Raw genomic sequence first — 15,953 nt, forward strand, 5'->3', positions numbered from 1 at the left:
GCGTGGAGGGCGTCACTCGGGCTTTCGATCATGACCCATTTCCAGTTGCGTGCGCCGCGGGCGTCACGCAATACCCGTGCGCGGCGCGTGCCGCGAATGTTGAAACTTGCCGTGCCCGCGCTGGCCGTCGGCGCGCTGGCCGCGACTGCCGCGGCAGCCGAAACGGCGCGTGCGGACGTCGCGCCCGTGAACGAGGCGGCCGTGCCGCTGCCGCCCGTCGAGGTCGTCGCGTCGCCGCTGTCGACGCCGCTCGTCGTCGTCACGGATCCGAAGGCGCCGCGCCAGCCGCTGCCCGCCAGCGACGGCGCGGATTACCTGAAGACGATTCCCGGCTTCACGTCGATCCGCAGCGGCGGCACGAACGGCGACCCCGTGCTGCGCGGGATGTTCGGTTCGCGGCTGAACATCCTGGCGAACGGCATGCCGACGCTCGGCGCATGCCCGAACCGGATGGATGCGCCGACGTCGTACATCGCGCCGGAAAGCTACGACAAGGTCACCGTCGTGAAGGGGCCGCAGACCGTGCTGTACGGTCCCGGCGCATCGGCCGGCACCGTGCTGTTCGAGCGCGTGACGCCGCGTTTCGAGCGGCCGGGCATGCGCTTCGACGGCAGCCTGGTCGGCGGATCGTTCGGCCGCAACGACCAGAACCTCGATCTGACGGCCGGCACGCCGGACGTCTACGGCCGCGTCAGCGCGAACCACGCGCATTCGCAGGACTACAAGGACGGCAACGGCAACACGGTGCCGTCGCAGTGGGACAAGTGGAACGCCGACGCGGCGCTCGGCTGGACCCCCGACGACCACACGCGTGTCGAGCTGACCGCCGGCACCGGCGACGGCTATGCGCGTTACGCGGGCCGTGGAATGGACGGCGCGCATTTCCGCCGCGACACATTCGGGCTGTCGTTCGACAAGCGCCACCTCGGCGACGTGCTCGACCGGATCGAGGCGCGCGTGTACTACAACGAAGCCGATCACGTGATGGACAACTACACGTTGCGGCAGCCCGACCCGTCGAGCAGCATGCCGATGCGGATGGCGGCCGACGTGCGGCGCCGTACGGTCGGGGCACGCGCGGCCGCGACGTTCCGTTTCGGCGACGACTTCAAGCTCGTGACGGGTGTCGACGCGCAATCGAACCGGCTCGACTCGCGCTCGTCGATGGGGCAGCAGAACTACCGCGACCAGCCGTGGGACGCGCAGGCGACGATGTGGAACGCGGGCGCGTTCGGCGAGCTGACGTGGTATGCGAGCGAAGTGTCGCGCGTGATCGGCGGCGCGCGCATCGACTACGCCGGCGCTCGCGACAAGCGCGCGATGAAGAGCGGGATGATGATGAGCAAGCCGAACCCGACCTTCGACGACGATCGCTCGCGCGTGTTGCCGAGCGGCTTCGTGCGCTACGAGCGCGATCTCGCGTCGCTGCCCGTCACGTTGTACGCGGGGATCGGTCATGCCGAGCGTTATCCCGACTACTGGGAACTGTTCTCCGCGACGCGCGGGCCGGCCGGTTCGGTCAACGCGTTCTCGGCGGTGCAGCCGGAGAAGACCACGCAGGTCGACATCGGCGCGCAGTACAAGAGCGACCGGTTCGACGCGTGGGTGTCGGCGTACGCGGGCTACGTGCAGGACTTCATCCTGTTCAACTACGCGGCCGGCATGATGGGCGCGACCACGCAGGCGACCAACGTCAACGCGCAGATCATGGGCGGGGAAGCGGGCGTGTCGTGGCGGCCGGTGGCGCCCTTGCGCGTCGAGACGTCGCTCGCGTATGCGTGGGGGCGCAACGTCGCGAGCGGCGATCCGCTGCCGCAGATGCCGCCGCTCGAGGCGCGCATCGGGCTCGAATACACGCGCGGCGCATGGTCGGCCGGCGGCCTGTGGCGGATCGTTGCGCCGCAGCATCGTTATGCGTTGAACGAGGGCAACGTGGTCGGCAAGGACTTCGGCCCGAGCGCCGGATTCGGCGTGCTGTCGCTGCACACGCAATACAACGTCAGCAAGACCGTGCAGGTCTCGGTCGGCGTCGACAACGTGCTGAACAAGGCCTACACCGAACATCTGAACCTTGCCGGCAACGCGGGCTTCGGCTATCCGGCGAACGCGCCGGTGATGGAACCGGGCCGGACCGCGTGGGTGCGCGTGAGCGCGAAGCTGTAGCGCGCGGCGCGTGTGCATTGCAGCATGCCTGCGCGTGAACGCGGCCCCGCCCGAACGGGCGGGGCGCGTCAACCGATTAGAGAACCGTATCTAGTCAGGGCGCAAACGTTCGCGACTCGTGATTCACTCCCGCATTCGACGCACACGATGCGCGCGATGCGGCGTGCGTGTCGATCCGGTGTCATTCGCACCGGCAGCACAATAATCAGGAGAACATGCATGGCCAGATCGATGCGTTCCAGGGTAATGGCAGGGGCAGTGGCATGCGCGATGAGCGTCGCACCGTTCGCGGCGACGACCGCGCTGACGACACTCGCGACGACCCGCTCGGCGATGGCGGCGACCGCGCCCGCCGACAACTACGCGGCGACGCGTTATCCGATCATCTTCGTGCACGGGCTCACGGGCACCGACAAGTACGCCGGCGTGCTCGAGTACTGGTACGGCATCCAGGAGGATCTGCAGCAGCACGGCGCGACCGTCTACGTCGCGAACCTGTCCGGCTTCCAGAGCGACGACGGCCCGAACGGCCGCGGCGAACAGCTGCTCGCCTACGTGAAGACGGTGCTCGCCGCGACGGGGGCGACCAAGGTCAATCTCGTCGGTCACAGCCAGGGCGGGCTGACCTCGCGCTATGTCGCGGCCGTCGCGCCCGATCTCGTCGCGTCGGTGACGACGATCGGCACGCCGCATCGCGGCTCCGAGTTCGCGGACTTCGTGCAGAGCGTGCTCGCGTACGATCCGACCGGGCTGTCGTCGACGGTGATCGCCGCGTTCGTCAATGTGTTCGGGATCCTGACGAACAGCAGTCACAACACGAACCAGGACGCGCTCGCATCGCTGAAGACGCTGACGACCGCGCAGGCGGCGACCTACAACCGGAACTATCCGAGCGCGGGCCTGGGCGCGCCGGGCAGTTGCCAGACCGGCGCACCGACGGAAACGGTGGGCGGCAACACGCATCTGCTGTATTCGTGGGCCGGTACCGCGATCCAGCCGACGCTTTCCGTGCTCGGCGTGACGGGGGCGACGGACACGAGCACCATTCCGCTCGTCGATCCCGCAAACGCGCTCGACCTGTCGACGCTCGCGCTGTTGGGCACCGGCACGGTGATGATCAACCGCGGGTCGGGCCAGAACGACGGGCTCGTGTCGAAGTGCAGCGCGCTGTACGGCAAGGTGCTGAGCACGAGCTACAAGTGGAACCACATCGACGAGATCAACCAGTTGCTCGGCGTGCGCGGCGCGTATGCGGAAGATCCGGTCGCGGTGATCCGCACGCATGCGAATCGGCTGCAGCGCGCGGGCGTGTAATCGATGACGGCACGTGAAGGGCGCGCGCCGCTGGCGCGGCGCGCAGCGGTCTACGGTGTCGTGGGGCTGGCGGCGATCGCCGGCGTCGCGATGTGGAGCGGAGCGGGCCGGCATCACGGGTCGGTCGCCGCCGGTGACGCACCGGACGCGGCGGTGGCGGGCGCGGCTGCCGCCTCGCCGCAGGCGGCCGTGCCGGCGAGCGCGGGCCTGCCGCCGTCGCTGGCCGGTTCCAGCGCGCCGCGGCTGCCGCTCGACGCCGGCGGCCATCTCGCGAAGTCGCGCGCGGTGCGCGATTTCTTCGACTATTGCCTGACGGCGCAGAGCGATTTGAGCGCGACCGCGCTCGATGCGTTCGTCGCGCGTGAAATCGCCGCGCAGCTCGACGGCACGGCGGCGCAGCCCGAGGCGCTCGACGTGTGGCACCGCTATCGCGCGTATCTGGATGCGCTCGCGAAACTGCGCGATGCCGGCGCGGTCGACAAGTCCGACCTGGGCGCGCTGCAGCTCGCGCTCGATCAGCGTGCGTCGATCGCGTCCCGCACGCTCGGCGACTGGAGCCAGCCGTTCTTCGGCGCGGAGCAGTGGCGGCAGCGCTACGACCTCGCACGCTTGAAGATCACTCAGGATCGCTCGCTGACCGATGCGCAGAAGGCCGAGCGGCTCGCGGCGCTGGAGCAGCAGATGCCGGCCGACGAGCGGGCGGCGCAGCAGCGGATCGACCGGCAGCGCGCCGCGATCGACCAGATCGCTCAGCTGCAGAAGCGCGGCGCGACACCCGACGCAATGCGCGCGCAGCTGACGCAGACGCTCGGCCCCGAGGCCGCCGCGCGCGTCGCGCAGATGCAGCAGGACGACGCGTCGTGGCAGAGCCGCTACGCGGACTATGCGGCGCAGCGCGCGCAGATCGAATCGGCCGGCCTGTCGCCGCAGGACCGCGACGCGCGGATCGCCGCCTTGCGGCAACGCGTGTTCACGAAGCCCGGCGAAGCCGTGCGCGCGGCATCGCTCGATCGCGGGGCCGGCAGCATGCAATGACGCGGGCGGCCCTGGGTGGGGGCGGTCTGATGCGGCCTTATGCGGCTTTATGCGGCGCGTGTGATGTCGCGCGGCAGATGTTGCTCGATGGTATCGGCGAGCGTGTCGAACGCGGGCCCGATGCTTTCGTGCGGGACGCACGCATAGCCGAGCAGCAGGCCCTGCCGCGCGGTGTCGAGGTTGCTGTAGTAGCTCGTGAGCGGCCGAACGATCACGCCCGCGTCGAACGCGCTCTGCGTGACCGCGCGATCGTCGCATGCGTCGGGCAGGCCGAGCACCAGATGCAGGCCGGCCTCGTCGCCCATCACCGGGAGCGCGTCGCCGAAGCGCGTGCGGATCGCGTCGATCATCAGTTGCCGGCGCTCGCCGTACAGGGTGCGCATTCGTCTGACGTGCGAGGTGAGGTGACCGTCCATGATGAATTCGGCGAGCACGGCCTGCTGCATCAGCTGGCCTTCGCGGTACAGCTCGGACAGCCCGGTGCGGAACGTATCGACCAGATGTTCGGGCACGACCATGTAGCCCATCCGCAGCCCCGGGAACAGCATCTTGCCGAGGCTGCCGACGTAGATCACGCGGCCGCCGTCGTCGAGCCCCTGCAGCGACGCGAGCGGCCGGCTGCCGTAGCGGAATTCGCTGTCGTAGTCGTCCTCGATGATCCAGCAGCGGTGCTGGCGCGCGTATTCGAGCAGCATCCGGCGCCGTGCGAGGCTCATCACCATGCCGAGCGGGTACTGGTGCGACGGTGTGACGAGCACGAGCCGCGGCGGATGCTGCATGTCGCTCGCGCGCGGGTCGAGCCCTTCCTGGTCGACCGGCACCGGGGCGAGCGCGAGGCCGGCCGCCTGCAGCACGCTGCGCACGCCCCAGTAGCACGGCTCCTCGACCCACGCGCGATCGCCGATGTCGGACAGCAGCCGCACCGCGAGATCGATCGACTGGTGGATGCCCGTCGTGATGATCACCTGGTCCGGCGAGCATTTGACCGAGCGCGCGACGCGCAGGTAGTCGGCAAGCGCGCGCCGCAACGGCCGGTAGCCGCCGCCCGGCGCGTACGTCAGCAGCTCGGGATTGGCTTCCTTCCACAGCCGCGCCTGCAGGCGGCTCCACGTGCGGCTCGGGAATTCCGACACGTCCGGCACGCCCGGCATGAACGCACCCCACTGGCGCCGCGATACGCCCGCGTGCGCGATCAACTGCCGGCCGCGCGTCGACAGGCTGCCCTGCGCGTCCGGCGGCGGCAGTTCGTCGGCGGCCGATGGCGGCGGCGCCGCGCCCGGTGCATGGATTGCCGCGGCGTCAGGCCGCGTGTCGGCCACATAGGTGCCGCTGCCGGTCGTCGTCAGCACGTAGCCTTCTGCCGTCAGCTGGTCGTACACGTGCAGCACGGTATTGCGCGCGATCGACAGGTCGCCCGCGAGCGTGCGCGAACTCGGCAGTTTCGTCCCTGGCCCTAATTCCCCTGTCAGGATGGCCTGCTGCATCAGCTGCAGCAACTGCCGGTACATCGGCTCCGGCGAGCTGCGGTCGAGACGGCCGGAGAGCCAGTCGGCGACGATCACGGTATCCAAAGTGGTCCTACTTGGAATATTGAAATGGTTCCCTAGTATAGAACCGTGCGCACCGTATAGTGGCTCGCATCTCAAAATCATTTGTCGCGAAGCAAGGGGACAGCCACGATGAAGTCCGATGATGTGATCGTCAGCTTTCGCGGCGTGCGGAAGACCTACGACGGGGAAACGCTGGTCGTCAAATCGCTCGACCTCGACATCCACCGAGGGGAATTCCTGACGCTGCTCGGGCCGTCGGGTTCGGGTAAGACCACCTGCCTGATGATGCTGGCCGGCTTCGAATTCCCGACCGGCGGCGAGATCCGCCTCGACGGCGAGTTGCTGAACAACGTGCCGCCGCACAAGCGCAACATCGGCATGGTGTTCCAGAACTACGCGCTGTTCCCGCACCTGACGGTCGAGCAGAACGTCGCGTATCCGCTGACCGTGCGCAAGCTGCCGGCCGGCGAACGCGCGGAGCGCGTCGCGCACGCGCTGAAGATGGTGCAGATGGAGCGCTTCGCGAAACGCTATCCGGCGCAGTTGTCGGGCGGCCAGCAGCAGCGCATTGCGCTGGCGCGCGCGCTCGTGTTCGAGCCGAAGCTGGTGCTGATGGACGAGCCGCTCGGCGCGCTCGACAAGCAGCTGCGCGAACACATGCAGTACGAACTGAAGGCGCTGCACGAAAAGCTCGGCGTGACCTTCGTGTACGTGACGCACGACCAGGGCGAGGCGCTGACGATGTCCGACCGCGTCGCCGTGTTCGACAAGGGCATCGTGCAGCAGCTCGACACCGTGGACCGCCTGTACGAATCGCCGTGCAACGAATTCGTCGCGAACTTCATCGGCGACAGCAACCGGCTGCGCGGCACCATCGCACGCGTCGACGGCGAATTCTGCGAATTCCGGCTCGACGACGGCACGAAGCTCGTCGGCCGCCATATCGGCGAAGCCGCCGAGGGCGCGTCGGCCGTCGCGTGCATCCGCCCCGAACGCATGAGCCTCGCGGCCAGCGGCCACGCCAACGGCGCCGCCGCGAACCGCCTGAGCGGCGAAGCGCGCAGCCTCATCTATTTCGGCGATCACGTGCGCATGCGTTGTGCGCTGCCAGGCCAGGACGAATGCTTCGTGAAGGTGCCGCTGGGCACGGGCGCGCTCGACGCGTTCTCGCCCGGCGCGCCGGTCTCGCTCGCGTTCTCGCCCGAACACCTGCGCGTGTTCGCGTGATCCCGGTTTCCCCGCTTTTCCGCAGCACGTCGTCAACAACAAAGCCCATTTCCACCACGAGAGGAGAGGAACCATCATGAAACGAGCAAGCTTTACTGCACGCCGCACGGCACTCGCGCTGGCACTGATCGCGGTCGGTGCATCGGCATCGGCTGCGGAACTCACGGTCGTCAACTTCGGCGGCGCGAACGGCGACGCGCAGAAAGTCGCGTTCAACCAGCCGTTCGAGAAGGCGACCGGCAACAAGGTCACGGCCGTCGAGTACAACGGCGAGCAGGCGAAGGTGAAGGCGATGGTCGAGGCGAAGCACGTCAACTGGGACGTGGTCGAAGTCGAATCGGGCGACCTGAACCGCGGCTGCGACGAAGGCCTGTACGAGAAGCTCGACTGGTCGAAGATCGCGAAGAAATCCGACCTGATTCCGGAAGCGCCGCAGGTGTGCGGCGTCGGTTTCTTCGTGTGGTCGACCGCGCTGTCGTACAACGCGGACAAGCTGAAGTCGGCGCCGACCGGCTGGGCCGATTTCTGGAACGTGAAGAAATTCCCCGGCAAGCGCGGGATGCGCAAGGGCGCCCGCTACAACCTCGAATTCGCGCTGATGGCCGACGGCGTCGCGACGAAGGACGTGTACAAGGTGCTCGGCACGAAGGCCGGCCAGGACCGCGCGTTCAAGAAGCTCGACGAGCTGAAGCCGTACATCCAGTGGTGGGAAGCCGGCGCGCAGCCGCCGCAGTTCCTCGTCGCCGGCGACGTCGTGATGTCGACCGCGTACAACGGCCGCATCGATGCCGCGCAGAAGGAAGGCAAGAACCTGAAGGTCGTGTGGAACGGCAGCATCTACGACCTCGACTACTGGGCGATTCCGAAGGGCTCGCCGAACAAGGCGCTCGCCGAGCAGTACATCGCGTACTCGCTGACGCCGAAGCCGCAGCAGGCCTATGCGCAGCACATCGCGTACGGCCCGGCGAACGTCGCGGCGATCAAGTCGCTCGACGCGAAGACGCTCGCGAACCTGCCGAACTCGCCGGCCAACGGCAAGAACGCGGTGCTGGAAGACATCGGTTTCTGGACCGACCACAGCGACGAACTCGAGCAGCGCTTCGCGGCATGGGCGACGAAGTAACCGGTCAGGCTTCCTGAAAGGTGTCCTGATGCAACCGGCCGCGCGACGCGTCGATCGTGTCGCGCGGCATTCCGCCGGAACGTGCCCGGCCGGAGAGAACCGTTGAATACGATGACGATCGCGCCTTCCTCGCCGTCGACCGCCGCGCTCAAGCGCGAGCTGAAGGCCGCCGAGGCCCGCAAGCGCACGATGGCGCTGTTGCTGGTCGCGCCGCTCGCGATTTTCCTGCTGCTGATCTTCGTCGTGCCGATCGGCACGCTGCTCACGCGCGCGGTGCAGAACCCGGAGATCGCGACCGCGTTGCCGAATACGGTCGCCGCGCTGTCGGGCTGGGACCGCAAGGCGCCGCCGGCCGACGCCGCGTATGTCGCGCTCGCGGCCGACATGACGAAGGTGGCCGACAGCGAGGCGATGGGTGCGCTCGCGCGGCGCCTGAACACCGAGATTCCCGGCTATCGCTCGCTCGTCGCGAAGACGGCGCGCGCGATGCCGCTGAAGGGCGACAACGGCGCGGCGCTGACGCCCGCGCAGACCCGCGAGAAATTCGTCGACCTCGATTCGCGCTGGGGCGACGTCGCATACTGGCAGGCGATCGCGAAGAACGGCAGCCAGGTGTCGCCGTTCTACCTGCTCGCCGCGCTCGACCACAAGCAGGACGGCTTCGGCCACGTCGTGCAGGCCGATCCCGACCAGTCGATCTATCTCGCGATCTTCGGCCGTACGTTCGTGATCGGCATCGCCGTCACGCTGTTCGCGCTGCTGCTCGGCTATCCGCTCGCGTACTGGATCTCGACGCTGTCGGAGCGGCGCGCGAACCTCGTGATGATCCTCGTGCTGATTCCGTTCTGGACCTCGGTGCTCGTGCGCGTCGCCGCGTGGATCGTGCTGCTGCAGAGCGAAGGGCTCATCAACAAGGCGCTGATCGGCAGCGGGCTGATCTCGCACCCGCTGACGCTGCTGTTCAACCGCGTCGGCGTGTACATCTCGATGACGCACATCCTGCTGCCGTTCATGATTCTGCCGCTGTACAGCGTGATGAAGTCGATCCCGCCCACTTACCAGCGCGCGGCCGTATCGCTCGGCAGCCATCCGTTCGCCGCGTTCTGGCGCGTGTACGTTCCGCAGACCTATCCGGGCGTCGGCGCGGGCGCGCTGCTCGTGTTCATCCTCGCGATCGGCTACTACATCACGCCCGCGCTGCTCGGCGGGCCGAACGACCAGATGGTCAGCTACTACGTCGCGTACTTCACGAACGTGACGATCAACTGGGGCATGGCGTGCGCGCTCGGCGGGCTGCTGCTCGCGGCGACACTCGTGCTGTACGCCGTGTACGGGCGCTTCACGCGCACGAACGTGAGCCTCGGCTGAGCCGCGCACTACGAAACGGGAAGGGGATTCGGACCATGAAACTCGCCAGGCCGCTGTTCGCGCCGCACATGTCGTTCGTCGAGCGCGCGTGGTACGTCGCGCTGCGCGTGCTCGTCGTGCTGACGCTGCTGTACCTGATCCTGCCGGTGCTCGCGATCGTGCCGCTGTCGTTTTCGTCGAGCACGTTCCTCGTCTATCCGATTCCGGGTTTCTCGACACGCTGGTACGAGAACCTGATCGCATCGGACGAGTGGCGAATGGCCGCGAAGAACAGCTTCATCGTCGCGCCGTCGGCCACCGTCGTCGCGACCGTGCTCGGCACGCTCGCGGCGATCGGTCTCACGAAGGCCGATTTCCGCGGCAAGGGATTGCTGATGGCCGTGCTGCTGTCGCCGATGATCGTGCCGGTGGTCGTCGTCGGCGTCGGCATGTACCTGTTCTTCGCGCCGCTCGGGCTGGCGAACACGTACACCGGCCTGATCGCCGCGCATGCGGCGCTCGGCGTGCCGTTCGTCGTGACGACGGTCGCCGCGACGCTGCAGGGCTTCAACCAGAACCTGGTGCGCGCGAGCCTGTCGCTCGGCGCGAATCCGGTGTCGACCTTCTTCCGCGTGACGCTGCCGGTGATCGCGCCGGGCGTGATGTCGGGCGCGCTGTTCGCGTTCGCGACGTCGTTCGACGAAGTGGTCGTCACGCTGTTCCTCGCGGGCGCGGACCAGACCACGCTGCCGCGCCAGATGTTCACCGGTATCCGCGAGAACATTAGCCCGACGATCGCTGCGCTCGCAACGATCCTGATCATCTTTTCGACGAGCCTGCTGCTGGCGCTCGAATGGCTGCGCGGGCGCAATGCACGGCGCGCGGTGTCGTAACGATGCCCGCACGCAGCGGCAGGCGCACCGCCGCGCGTTGCGTGCCCGACGAGGCTCACGTAGCCGGCCTGGTGCGCCGAAGCTTTCGTTTGACTGACTGACGAAGCGGTTGCCTGCACGTTCGATGCGGCTCTGCAACAATACGGTTCGCGGTGCCGCGCGTTCCGTTTGCTGCGCACGGAGCACGCGTTGGTTGCCGCGCCGCTCAATCCGCGACGCCGTGCGTCGCTCGTCAGCCGAGCCTCATCTTGTCCGAATTCGCTTCCCCCGCCGGCGCCCATGAGCCGGCCGTCAACTGGCGCGCGATGTCCGCGGTGCTGCTGGCCGTCGCGCTCGCGACGCTCGACACCGCGATCGCGAACACCGCGCTGCCCGCGATCGCCGCCGACCTGCATGCGTCGCCGGCCGCTTCCGTATGGATCATCAACGCGTACCAGCTCGCGATGGTCGCGACGCTGCTGCCGTTCGCGTCGCTCGGCGACATCGTCGGCCACAAGCGCGTGTACATCGCCGGGCTCGCGGTGTTCACGCTCGCCTCGCTCGGCTGTTCGCTCGCGTCGACGCTGCCGATGCTGACGGCCGCGCGGATCGTGCAGGGCTTTGGTGCGAGCGCGATCATGAGCGTCAACGTCGCGCTGATCCGCGGCCTGTTTCCCGCGCACCGGCTCGGACGCGGCGTCGGCTTCAACGCGCTCGTCGTCGGTGTGTCGTTCGCGGTGGGGCCGACGATCGCGTCGCTGATCCTGTCGGTCGCCGCGTGGCCGTGGCTGTTCGCGGTGAACGTGCCGCTCGGCGTGATTGCGCTCGCCGTGGCGGTTCCGTCGCTGCCGCAGACGGCGCGCGGCAAGCATGCGTTCGATCCGGTCGCCGCATTGTTCAACGTGATCACGTTCGCGTCGCTGATCTTCGCGCTCGGCGAATTCGCGCAGCGCGGGCCGCTTTCGATCGTGTTCGCGTCGGCCGCGGTTGCGCTCGCGTTCGGCTGGCTGCTGATCCGCCGCCAGGCCGGGCACCCGGCGCCGATGCTGCCGGTCGACCTGTTTCGCCGGCCCGTGTTCACGCTGTCCGCACTGACGGCCGTGTGTGCGTTCGCGGCGCAGGGGCTGGCATTCGTGTCGCTGCCGTTCTATTTCGAAACCGTCCTGCATCGCAGCGCGGTCGAGACGGGTTTCCTGATGACGCCGTGGTCGGCGATCGTCGCGTTCGCCGCGCCGATCGCGGGCCGGTTGTCGGATCGTTATCCGCCCGGCCTGCTCGGCGCGATCGGGCTCGCGTTGCTGAGCGCGGGCATGGTGTCGCTCGCCGCGCTGCCGATGTCGCCGAGCGTCGTCGACATCGGCTGGCGGATGATGCTGTGCGGCGCGGGCTTCGGCTTCTTCCAGTCGCCGAACCTGAAGGCGCTGATGTCGAGCGCGCCGCCCGAGCGCAGCGGCGGCGCGAGCGGGATCATCGCGACGGCGCGGCTGATCGGGCAGGCAACGGGCGCGGCGCTGGTGGCGCTGTCGTTCGGGATCGCGGGGCGTCACGGGCCGACGCTGGCGTTGATGCTCGGCGCGGGGTTCGCCGGCGCGGCGAGTGTCGCGAGCGGACTGCGGTTGTTTGCGCCTTCGCATCGCGCGGGGGTGCCGGCCGCGCCGGAACGCGTGCCGGCGCAGCCGGCGGAACAGCGTACGGGACAGTAACGAGCCGGCGCGCGGCAAACGCCGCCGCGCACCGGCCTTCATGCATCGCTCAGAACCCGCCCGACTTGATCAGCTGGTTGAGGTTCGCGATGTTCAGGCTGCCGAAGCCGGTGGTCAGATCCCACCCGGTGCCGGCGGTATAGCCATACCCCTGATAGCCGTTGTTGCCCGACACGACGTCATAACGCACGAGCGACGGGTGCGACGGGATGTCCGCGTAGAAGTTGCCGGCCGGGAAGCCCAGGCCCGTGCCGTTCGCCGCGAGCAGGCGCGCCCAGAAGCCCGTGAAGATCGGCGCGGCGAGGCTCGTGCCGCCGATCTGCTGCAACTGGCCGTAGTTGTAGATGTACGCGCCGGTGCTCTGCGCGGCGTCGAACGAGACGTCCGGCAGCTGGCGGTTGCTGCCCGACTGCCACGACGGTGCGGGCAGGATCGTGCTGACGCCGCCGCCCGTCGCCCACAGCTTGCCGTTGCCGTCGAGCCCTTCGTTCCACACGGTCTCGTTCGAGAACGCGCCTGCCGACGTCGTGTAGAGCGTCGTGCCGCCGATCGCGAGCACGTGCGGCGACGCAGCCGGCCACGACACCGTGTAGTTCGCGCCGTCCGGATAGCCGCGGTTGTTGCACTCGTACACGCCTTCGTCGCCCGACGATACCGAGAACGTCTGACCCTGGGCGGCTGCCGTCGTGAAGATCTGCTCTTCGGCGTCGATCGTGCCGTCCGCGTTCGCATCGGTTTCGCACCAGCCCAGCGACACGTTGATCACCTTCGCGGTGTTGTCCGATACCGCGCGGTTGAACGCCTGCGTGAGGCCCGTGTTGCCCGAGGCGTTGAGGTCCGCCATGTAGAACACGAGCTTGCCGACCTGGCCGCCGGCCGAGCCGACGATCGACTGGCTGTCGAGGTCCCATTCGCCCTGGCCGTCCTGGTCGTCGGTGTAGCTGCCGCCGGAGCCGTTGGTCTTGACGGTCTGCGTCGATACCGTGCCGTAGCCGTTGCTCGACGTGAACTGCTTCAGGTCCTGCAGCGTCTGCGACACGCCGCCGATCGTGATGATGCCGACGGTCACGCCGGCCGCGGTCGGCACGCCGGTGGCGTTGTAGAGGCCGGGGAATTCCTTCGGATAGTGGCCCGTCGCCGTGCCGGCCGCGAGCGCCTGCGGCTTCGCGACGTTGCCGATGCGCAGCATCGGCCGCGCCCGCGCGACGCTCTGCAGCCCGAGCACCGAACCGACGATGTCGCCGAGCGCCCGCGGCACTTGCGCGGTCGACGTATTGGCGAAGCCCGAGCGGCCGGCGTACTCGAAGTGCACGAGCGACGTGTTGAACGCCGTCTTCACCGTGGCGGCCGTGCCGCTGGCGGAGACCAGCAGGCGGTTCGGCGCAACCTCGACGTTCACGAAGCCGCTCTTGTGCAGATAGTCGACCACCGACTTCACCTGTGCATCGGTCGGCGCGTAGTCGGCGAGGAACTGCTCGTGCGTCAGGTACTGGCGGTAATGCGCGCTGCCGGGCCGGTTCACGTCGCGCGCCAGTTGCTTGAGCTGCGCGGCATTGCGCAGCTTCAGGCTGACGACGACGTTGGTCGTTTCACCGGCTGCCAGTTCGAGCGACGGCGCCGCACTGCGGGCCATCAACTGCGGGCCGGTCAGAAAGGCCTTGGTATGAGTATCGACCCAATCCGTCGTCGCGTGCGCCGCGGCGGCGGCGAACACGAACGGCGCCACGCACGCGAGGCGGCGGGGCGACGGAAGGGGAAGGGCAAACCAGGTGTTCCTTTTCATCGGGAGTCCTTTTTAGGAGAAGCGACGTTACTGGAACCCCCGGCCCTTGTGGGGCCGCGAGCGGTGACGAGCGTAGGGCGTCGGTGTCGTTCGGGTAGCTGCCATTTTCCGCAGCTGTCAGTTCTGACATCGGGGCGGCCGCACGCACGCGCCGCCTCGTGCGCGCGGCCGATGGCCCGCTCGGCGAACGGAACCGGTTCGCCGCACGATGGCCTGGCAACGGGCGACGTTCGCACGCACGAGTCGTTCGTCGTCGCTTCGGAACATGCGCGATCGCGGAGTGGACGGGCGCGTGCATGCATGTCGTTTGCGTGTCCGTCGTTGCGCGCCGAGTCGCACTATGTGGTCAATGGAAGCGGCCTGTCAGGAACCGATGCGCGGATGCACACGAACGGGGCGGGCCGTGCACAAACGTTTCTCGAACTGTGGAACAGCCTGTCGGGCAGTCTTGCAGGCGCCTTTCGGATCGCGTGTCGCAATCGTGGATTAGAGGGGTTATTCGAATTTGGCGGCGGGCGCGAGCCGGTGCGGCGGGCCGCCCGCACCGGCAGGATCGAACGACACAGCTCGCGAAATCCCGCCTTGACGCGCTGCAATCCGCGGATATCCTTCAATCCATAACCAACGGGTTATGGATTTTGGAACGACATGCAGAACGCTCACGACATGCTTTTCAGGACGCTTGCCGATCCGACGCGCCGCGCGCTTTTCGAGCGGCTGTGCGAGGAGGGCGAGCTGACGGTTGCCGCGCTGACGGCCCATGCGGGCGTCTCGCAGCCGGCCGTGTCGAAGCACCTCGGTGTACTGAAGCAGGCCGGGCTCGTGAACGACCGTCACGAAGGCCGGCAGACGCACTACAGCGCGCAGCCGCAGGCGCTGGCCCCGCTGATCGACTGGACGAGCCAGATGGCAGGTTTCTGGCAGAGCCGGTTCGACGCCCTCGAAGATCTGCTCAAAAGGATGGATCAGTAATGAACCAAGCCACTACCGAAACGCGCGCCGTCGTCGTCGACCGCGAACTGCCTCATCCGCCGGAGAAGATCTGGCGTGCGCTGACGCAACCGCACCTGATCGAGGCGTGGCTGATGAAGAGCGACTTCGAGCCCGTCGCGGGGCGCGCATTCAGCTTCCGGGCGGACTGGGGCTCGGTCGACTGCACGGTCCTGACGATCGAGCCGCCGCGCACGCTGTCCTATACGTGGGCCGCGCATGGCCTCGAAAGCGTCGTCACGTGGACGCTCACGCCGACGCTGGCCGGCACGCACCTGCGCATGGAGCAGGTCGGGTTCCGCACGGATCAGGAGCAGGCGTACCGTGGCGCGCAGCATGGCTGGGTCCGGTTCTTCGCGTCGCTCGAGCAGGTGCTGGCGGGCCCCGACGAAGGCACGGAGGTCCGCGCATGAGTACCGCGGACCTCACACCGTCGGCGCGCATCGATGCGCTGATCGCCGGTATCACCGACTGGCGCGGCAAGACGTTCGCCGACCTGCGCCAGACGATCCTCGCTGCGCAAGCGGGCATCGTCGAGGAATGGAAATGGATGGGCAGCCCCGTCTGGTCATGCGACGGGATGATCGCGGTTGCGAACGCGCACAAGGGCAAGGTGAAGCTGACCTTCATGCACGGCGCGCAGCTCCCCGATCCCGACAAGCTGTTCAACGACGGCCTCGACGGCAATGCGCGACGCGCGATCGATCTGTTCGAAGGCGATCGGGTCGACAAGCGGGCGCTGAAGAACCTCGTGCGCGCGGCGATCGAATACAACCGCGCGCATCTGAAGAAGAACGCGCGGGCTGGCGCTGGCACGAAGGCGCGACGCGGCGATGCAGTGTGACG

At 68.1% G+C, this 15,953-nt stretch carries 13 protein-coding genes; 11 read left to right on the forward strand and 2 right to left on the reverse strand.

The window, feature by feature from the left end:
• Positions 1-30 precede the first annotated feature (30 nt).
• From AC1VVG_RS24260 to AC1VVG_RS24270, 3 genes are all read left to right on the forward strand, one after another.
• Positions 31-2,163: a TonB-dependent copper receptor gene (locus AC1VVG_RS24260; protein WP_482836467.1), complete on the forward strand. Its 2,133-nt coding sequence runs from the start codon at positions 31-33 to the stop codon at positions 2,161-2,163.
• Between the two features lie 219 nt (positions 2,164-2,382).
• A complete protein-coding gene (locus AC1VVG_RS24265; protein ID WP_482836468.1) occupies positions 2,383-3,477 on the forward strand; it encodes an alpha/beta fold hydrolase in 1,095 nt (364 codons plus the stop codon).
• 3 nt (positions 3,478-3,480) lie between these two features.
• Complete coding sequence (locus AC1VVG_RS24270; protein WP_059558369.1) at positions 3,481-4,512, forward strand: lipase secretion chaperone; 1,032 nt, start codon at positions 3,481-3,483, stop codon at positions 4,510-4,512.
• A gap of 47 nt (positions 4,513-4,559) precedes the next feature.
• On the opposite strand, the gene pdxR is transcribed toward AC1VVG_RS24270, so the two are convergent.
• The gene (pdxR, locus tag AC1VVG_RS24275) at positions 4,560-6,083 is read right to left on the reverse strand and encodes a MocR-like pyridoxine biosynthesis transcription factor PdxR (RefSeq protein WP_124609438.1); all 1,524 of its coding nucleotides are present in this window, start codon (positions 6,081-6,083) and stop codon (positions 4,560-4,562) included.
• A 108-nt stretch (positions 6,084-6,191) separates the two neighbouring features.
• Between pdxR and AC1VVG_RS24280 the strand changes: the two genes are divergently transcribed.
• The 5 genes from AC1VVG_RS24280 (at position 6,192) to AC1VVG_RS24300 (ending at position 12,334) form a co-directional block, all read left to right on the forward strand.
• Positions 6,192-7,289 carry an ABC transporter ATP-binding protein gene (locus AC1VVG_RS24280; RefSeq protein WP_034185779.1) on the forward strand — a complete coding sequence of 366 codons (1,098 nt, stop codon included), beginning with the start codon at positions 6,192-6,194 and terminating at the stop codon, positions 7,287-7,289.
• 76 nt (positions 7,290-7,365) lie between these two features.
• Positions 7,366-8,412, forward strand: coding sequence for an ABC transporter substrate-binding protein (locus AC1VVG_RS24285; protein WP_034185780.1), 1,047 nt, complete (start codon positions 7,366-7,368; stop codon positions 8,410-8,412).
• Between the two features lie 111 nt (positions 8,413-8,523).
• Positions 8,524-9,780: an ABC transporter permease gene (locus tag AC1VVG_RS24290; RefSeq protein WP_034185979.1), complete on the forward strand. Its 1,257-nt coding sequence runs from the start codon at positions 8,524-8,526 to the stop codon at positions 9,778-9,780.
• 35 nt (positions 9,781-9,815) lie between these two features.
• On the forward strand, positions 9,816-10,652 hold the full coding sequence (locus AC1VVG_RS24295) for an ABC transporter permease (protein ID WP_049032914.1): 837 nt from the start codon (positions 9,816-9,818) through the stop codon (positions 10,650-10,652).
• Between the two features lie 248 nt (positions 10,653-10,900).
• Positions 10,901-12,334, forward strand: a complete 1,434-nt coding sequence (locus AC1VVG_RS24300) for an MFS transporter (RefSeq protein ID WP_034185782.1) — start codon at positions 10,901-10,903, stop codon at positions 12,332-12,334.
• Positions 12,335-12,383: 49 nt separating this feature from the next.
• Here the strand turns inward: AC1VVG_RS24300 and AC1VVG_RS24305 are convergent, their stop codons facing one another.
• Complete coding sequence (locus AC1VVG_RS24305; RefSeq protein WP_124609436.1) at positions 12,384-14,117, reverse strand: S53 family peptidase; 1,734 nt, start codon at positions 14,115-14,117, stop codon at positions 12,384-12,386.
• A 648-nt stretch (positions 14,118-14,765) separates the two neighbouring features.
• On the opposite strand from AC1VVG_RS24305, the gene AC1VVG_RS24310 reads away from it, so the two are divergent.
• Genes AC1VVG_RS24310 through AC1VVG_RS24320 form a run of 3 tightly spaced genes read left to right on the forward strand, consistent with a single transcriptional unit; the run spans position 14,766 to position 15,951 of the window.
• The gene (locus AC1VVG_RS24310; RefSeq protein ID WP_034185784.1) at positions 14,766-15,089 is read left to right on the forward strand and encodes an ArsR/SmtB family transcription factor; all 324 of its coding nucleotides are present in this window, start codon (positions 14,766-14,768) and stop codon (positions 15,087-15,089) included.
• Complete coding sequence (locus AC1VVG_RS24315; protein WP_175028824.1) at positions 15,089-15,520, forward strand: SRPBCC family protein; 432 nt, start codon at positions 15,089-15,091, stop codon at positions 15,518-15,520. Before AC1VVG_RS24310 ends, AC1VVG_RS24315 begins: the two co-directional genes overlap by 1 nt.
• Positions 15,517-15,951 carry a DUF1801 domain-containing protein gene (locus tag AC1VVG_RS24320; RefSeq protein ID WP_034185786.1) on the forward strand — a complete coding sequence of 145 codons (435 nt, stop codon included), beginning with the start codon at positions 15,517-15,519 and terminating at the stop codon, positions 15,949-15,951. The genes AC1VVG_RS24315 and AC1VVG_RS24320 overlap by 4 nt, the downstream gene beginning before the upstream one ends.
• Positions 15,952-15,953 lie beyond the last annotated feature (2 nt).

The sequence above is a fragment of the Burkholderia sp. L-4 genome, from assembly GCF_056856535.1.

Excerpts from the sequence above, each read along its gene's own strand:
- AC1VVG_RS24295 (WP_049032914.1), top strand. The coding sequence starts at position 9,816 with ATGAAACTCGCCAGGCCGCTGTTCGCGCCGCACATGTCGTTCGTCGAG.
- AC1VVG_RS24290 (WP_034185979.1), top strand. The coding sequence starts at position 8,524 with ATGACGATCGCGCCTTCCTCGCCGTCGACCGCCGCGCTCAAGCGCGAG.
- AC1VVG_RS24320 (WP_034185786.1), top strand. The coding sequence starts at position 15,517 with ATGAGTACCGCGGACCTCACACCGTCGGCGCGCATCGATGCGCTGATC.
- AC1VVG_RS24285 (WP_034185780.1), top strand. The coding sequence starts at position 7,366 with ATGAAACGAGCAAGCTTTACTGCACGCCGCACGGCACTCGCGCTGGCA.
- AC1VVG_RS24265 (WP_482836468.1), top strand. The coding sequence starts at position 2,383 with ATGGCCAGATCGATGCGTTCCAGGGTAATGGCAGGGGCAGTGGCATGC.
- AC1VVG_RS24260 (WP_482836467.1), top strand. The coding sequence starts at position 31 with ATGACCCATTTCCAGTTGCGTGCGCCGCGGGCGTCACGCAATACCCGT.
- AC1VVG_RS24305 (WP_124609436.1), bottom strand. The coding sequence starts at position 14,117 with ATGAAAAGGAACACCTGGTTTGCCCTTCCCCTTCCGTCGCCCCGCCGC.
- AC1VVG_RS24315 (WP_175028824.1), top strand. The coding sequence starts at position 15,089 with ATGAACCAAGCCACTACCGAAACGCGCGCCGTCGTCGTCGACCGCGAA.
- AC1VVG_RS24310 (WP_034185784.1), top strand. The coding sequence starts at position 14,766 with ATGCAGAACGCTCACGACATGCTTTTCAGGACGCTTGCCGATCCGACG.
- AC1VVG_RS24280 (WP_034185779.1), top strand. The coding sequence starts at position 6,192 with ATGAAGTCCGATGATGTGATCGTCAGCTTTCGCGGCGTGCGGAAGACC.
- AC1VVG_RS24270 (WP_059558369.1), top strand. The coding sequence starts at position 3,481 with ATGACGGCACGTGAAGGGCGCGCGCCGCTGGCGCGGCGCGCAGCGGTC.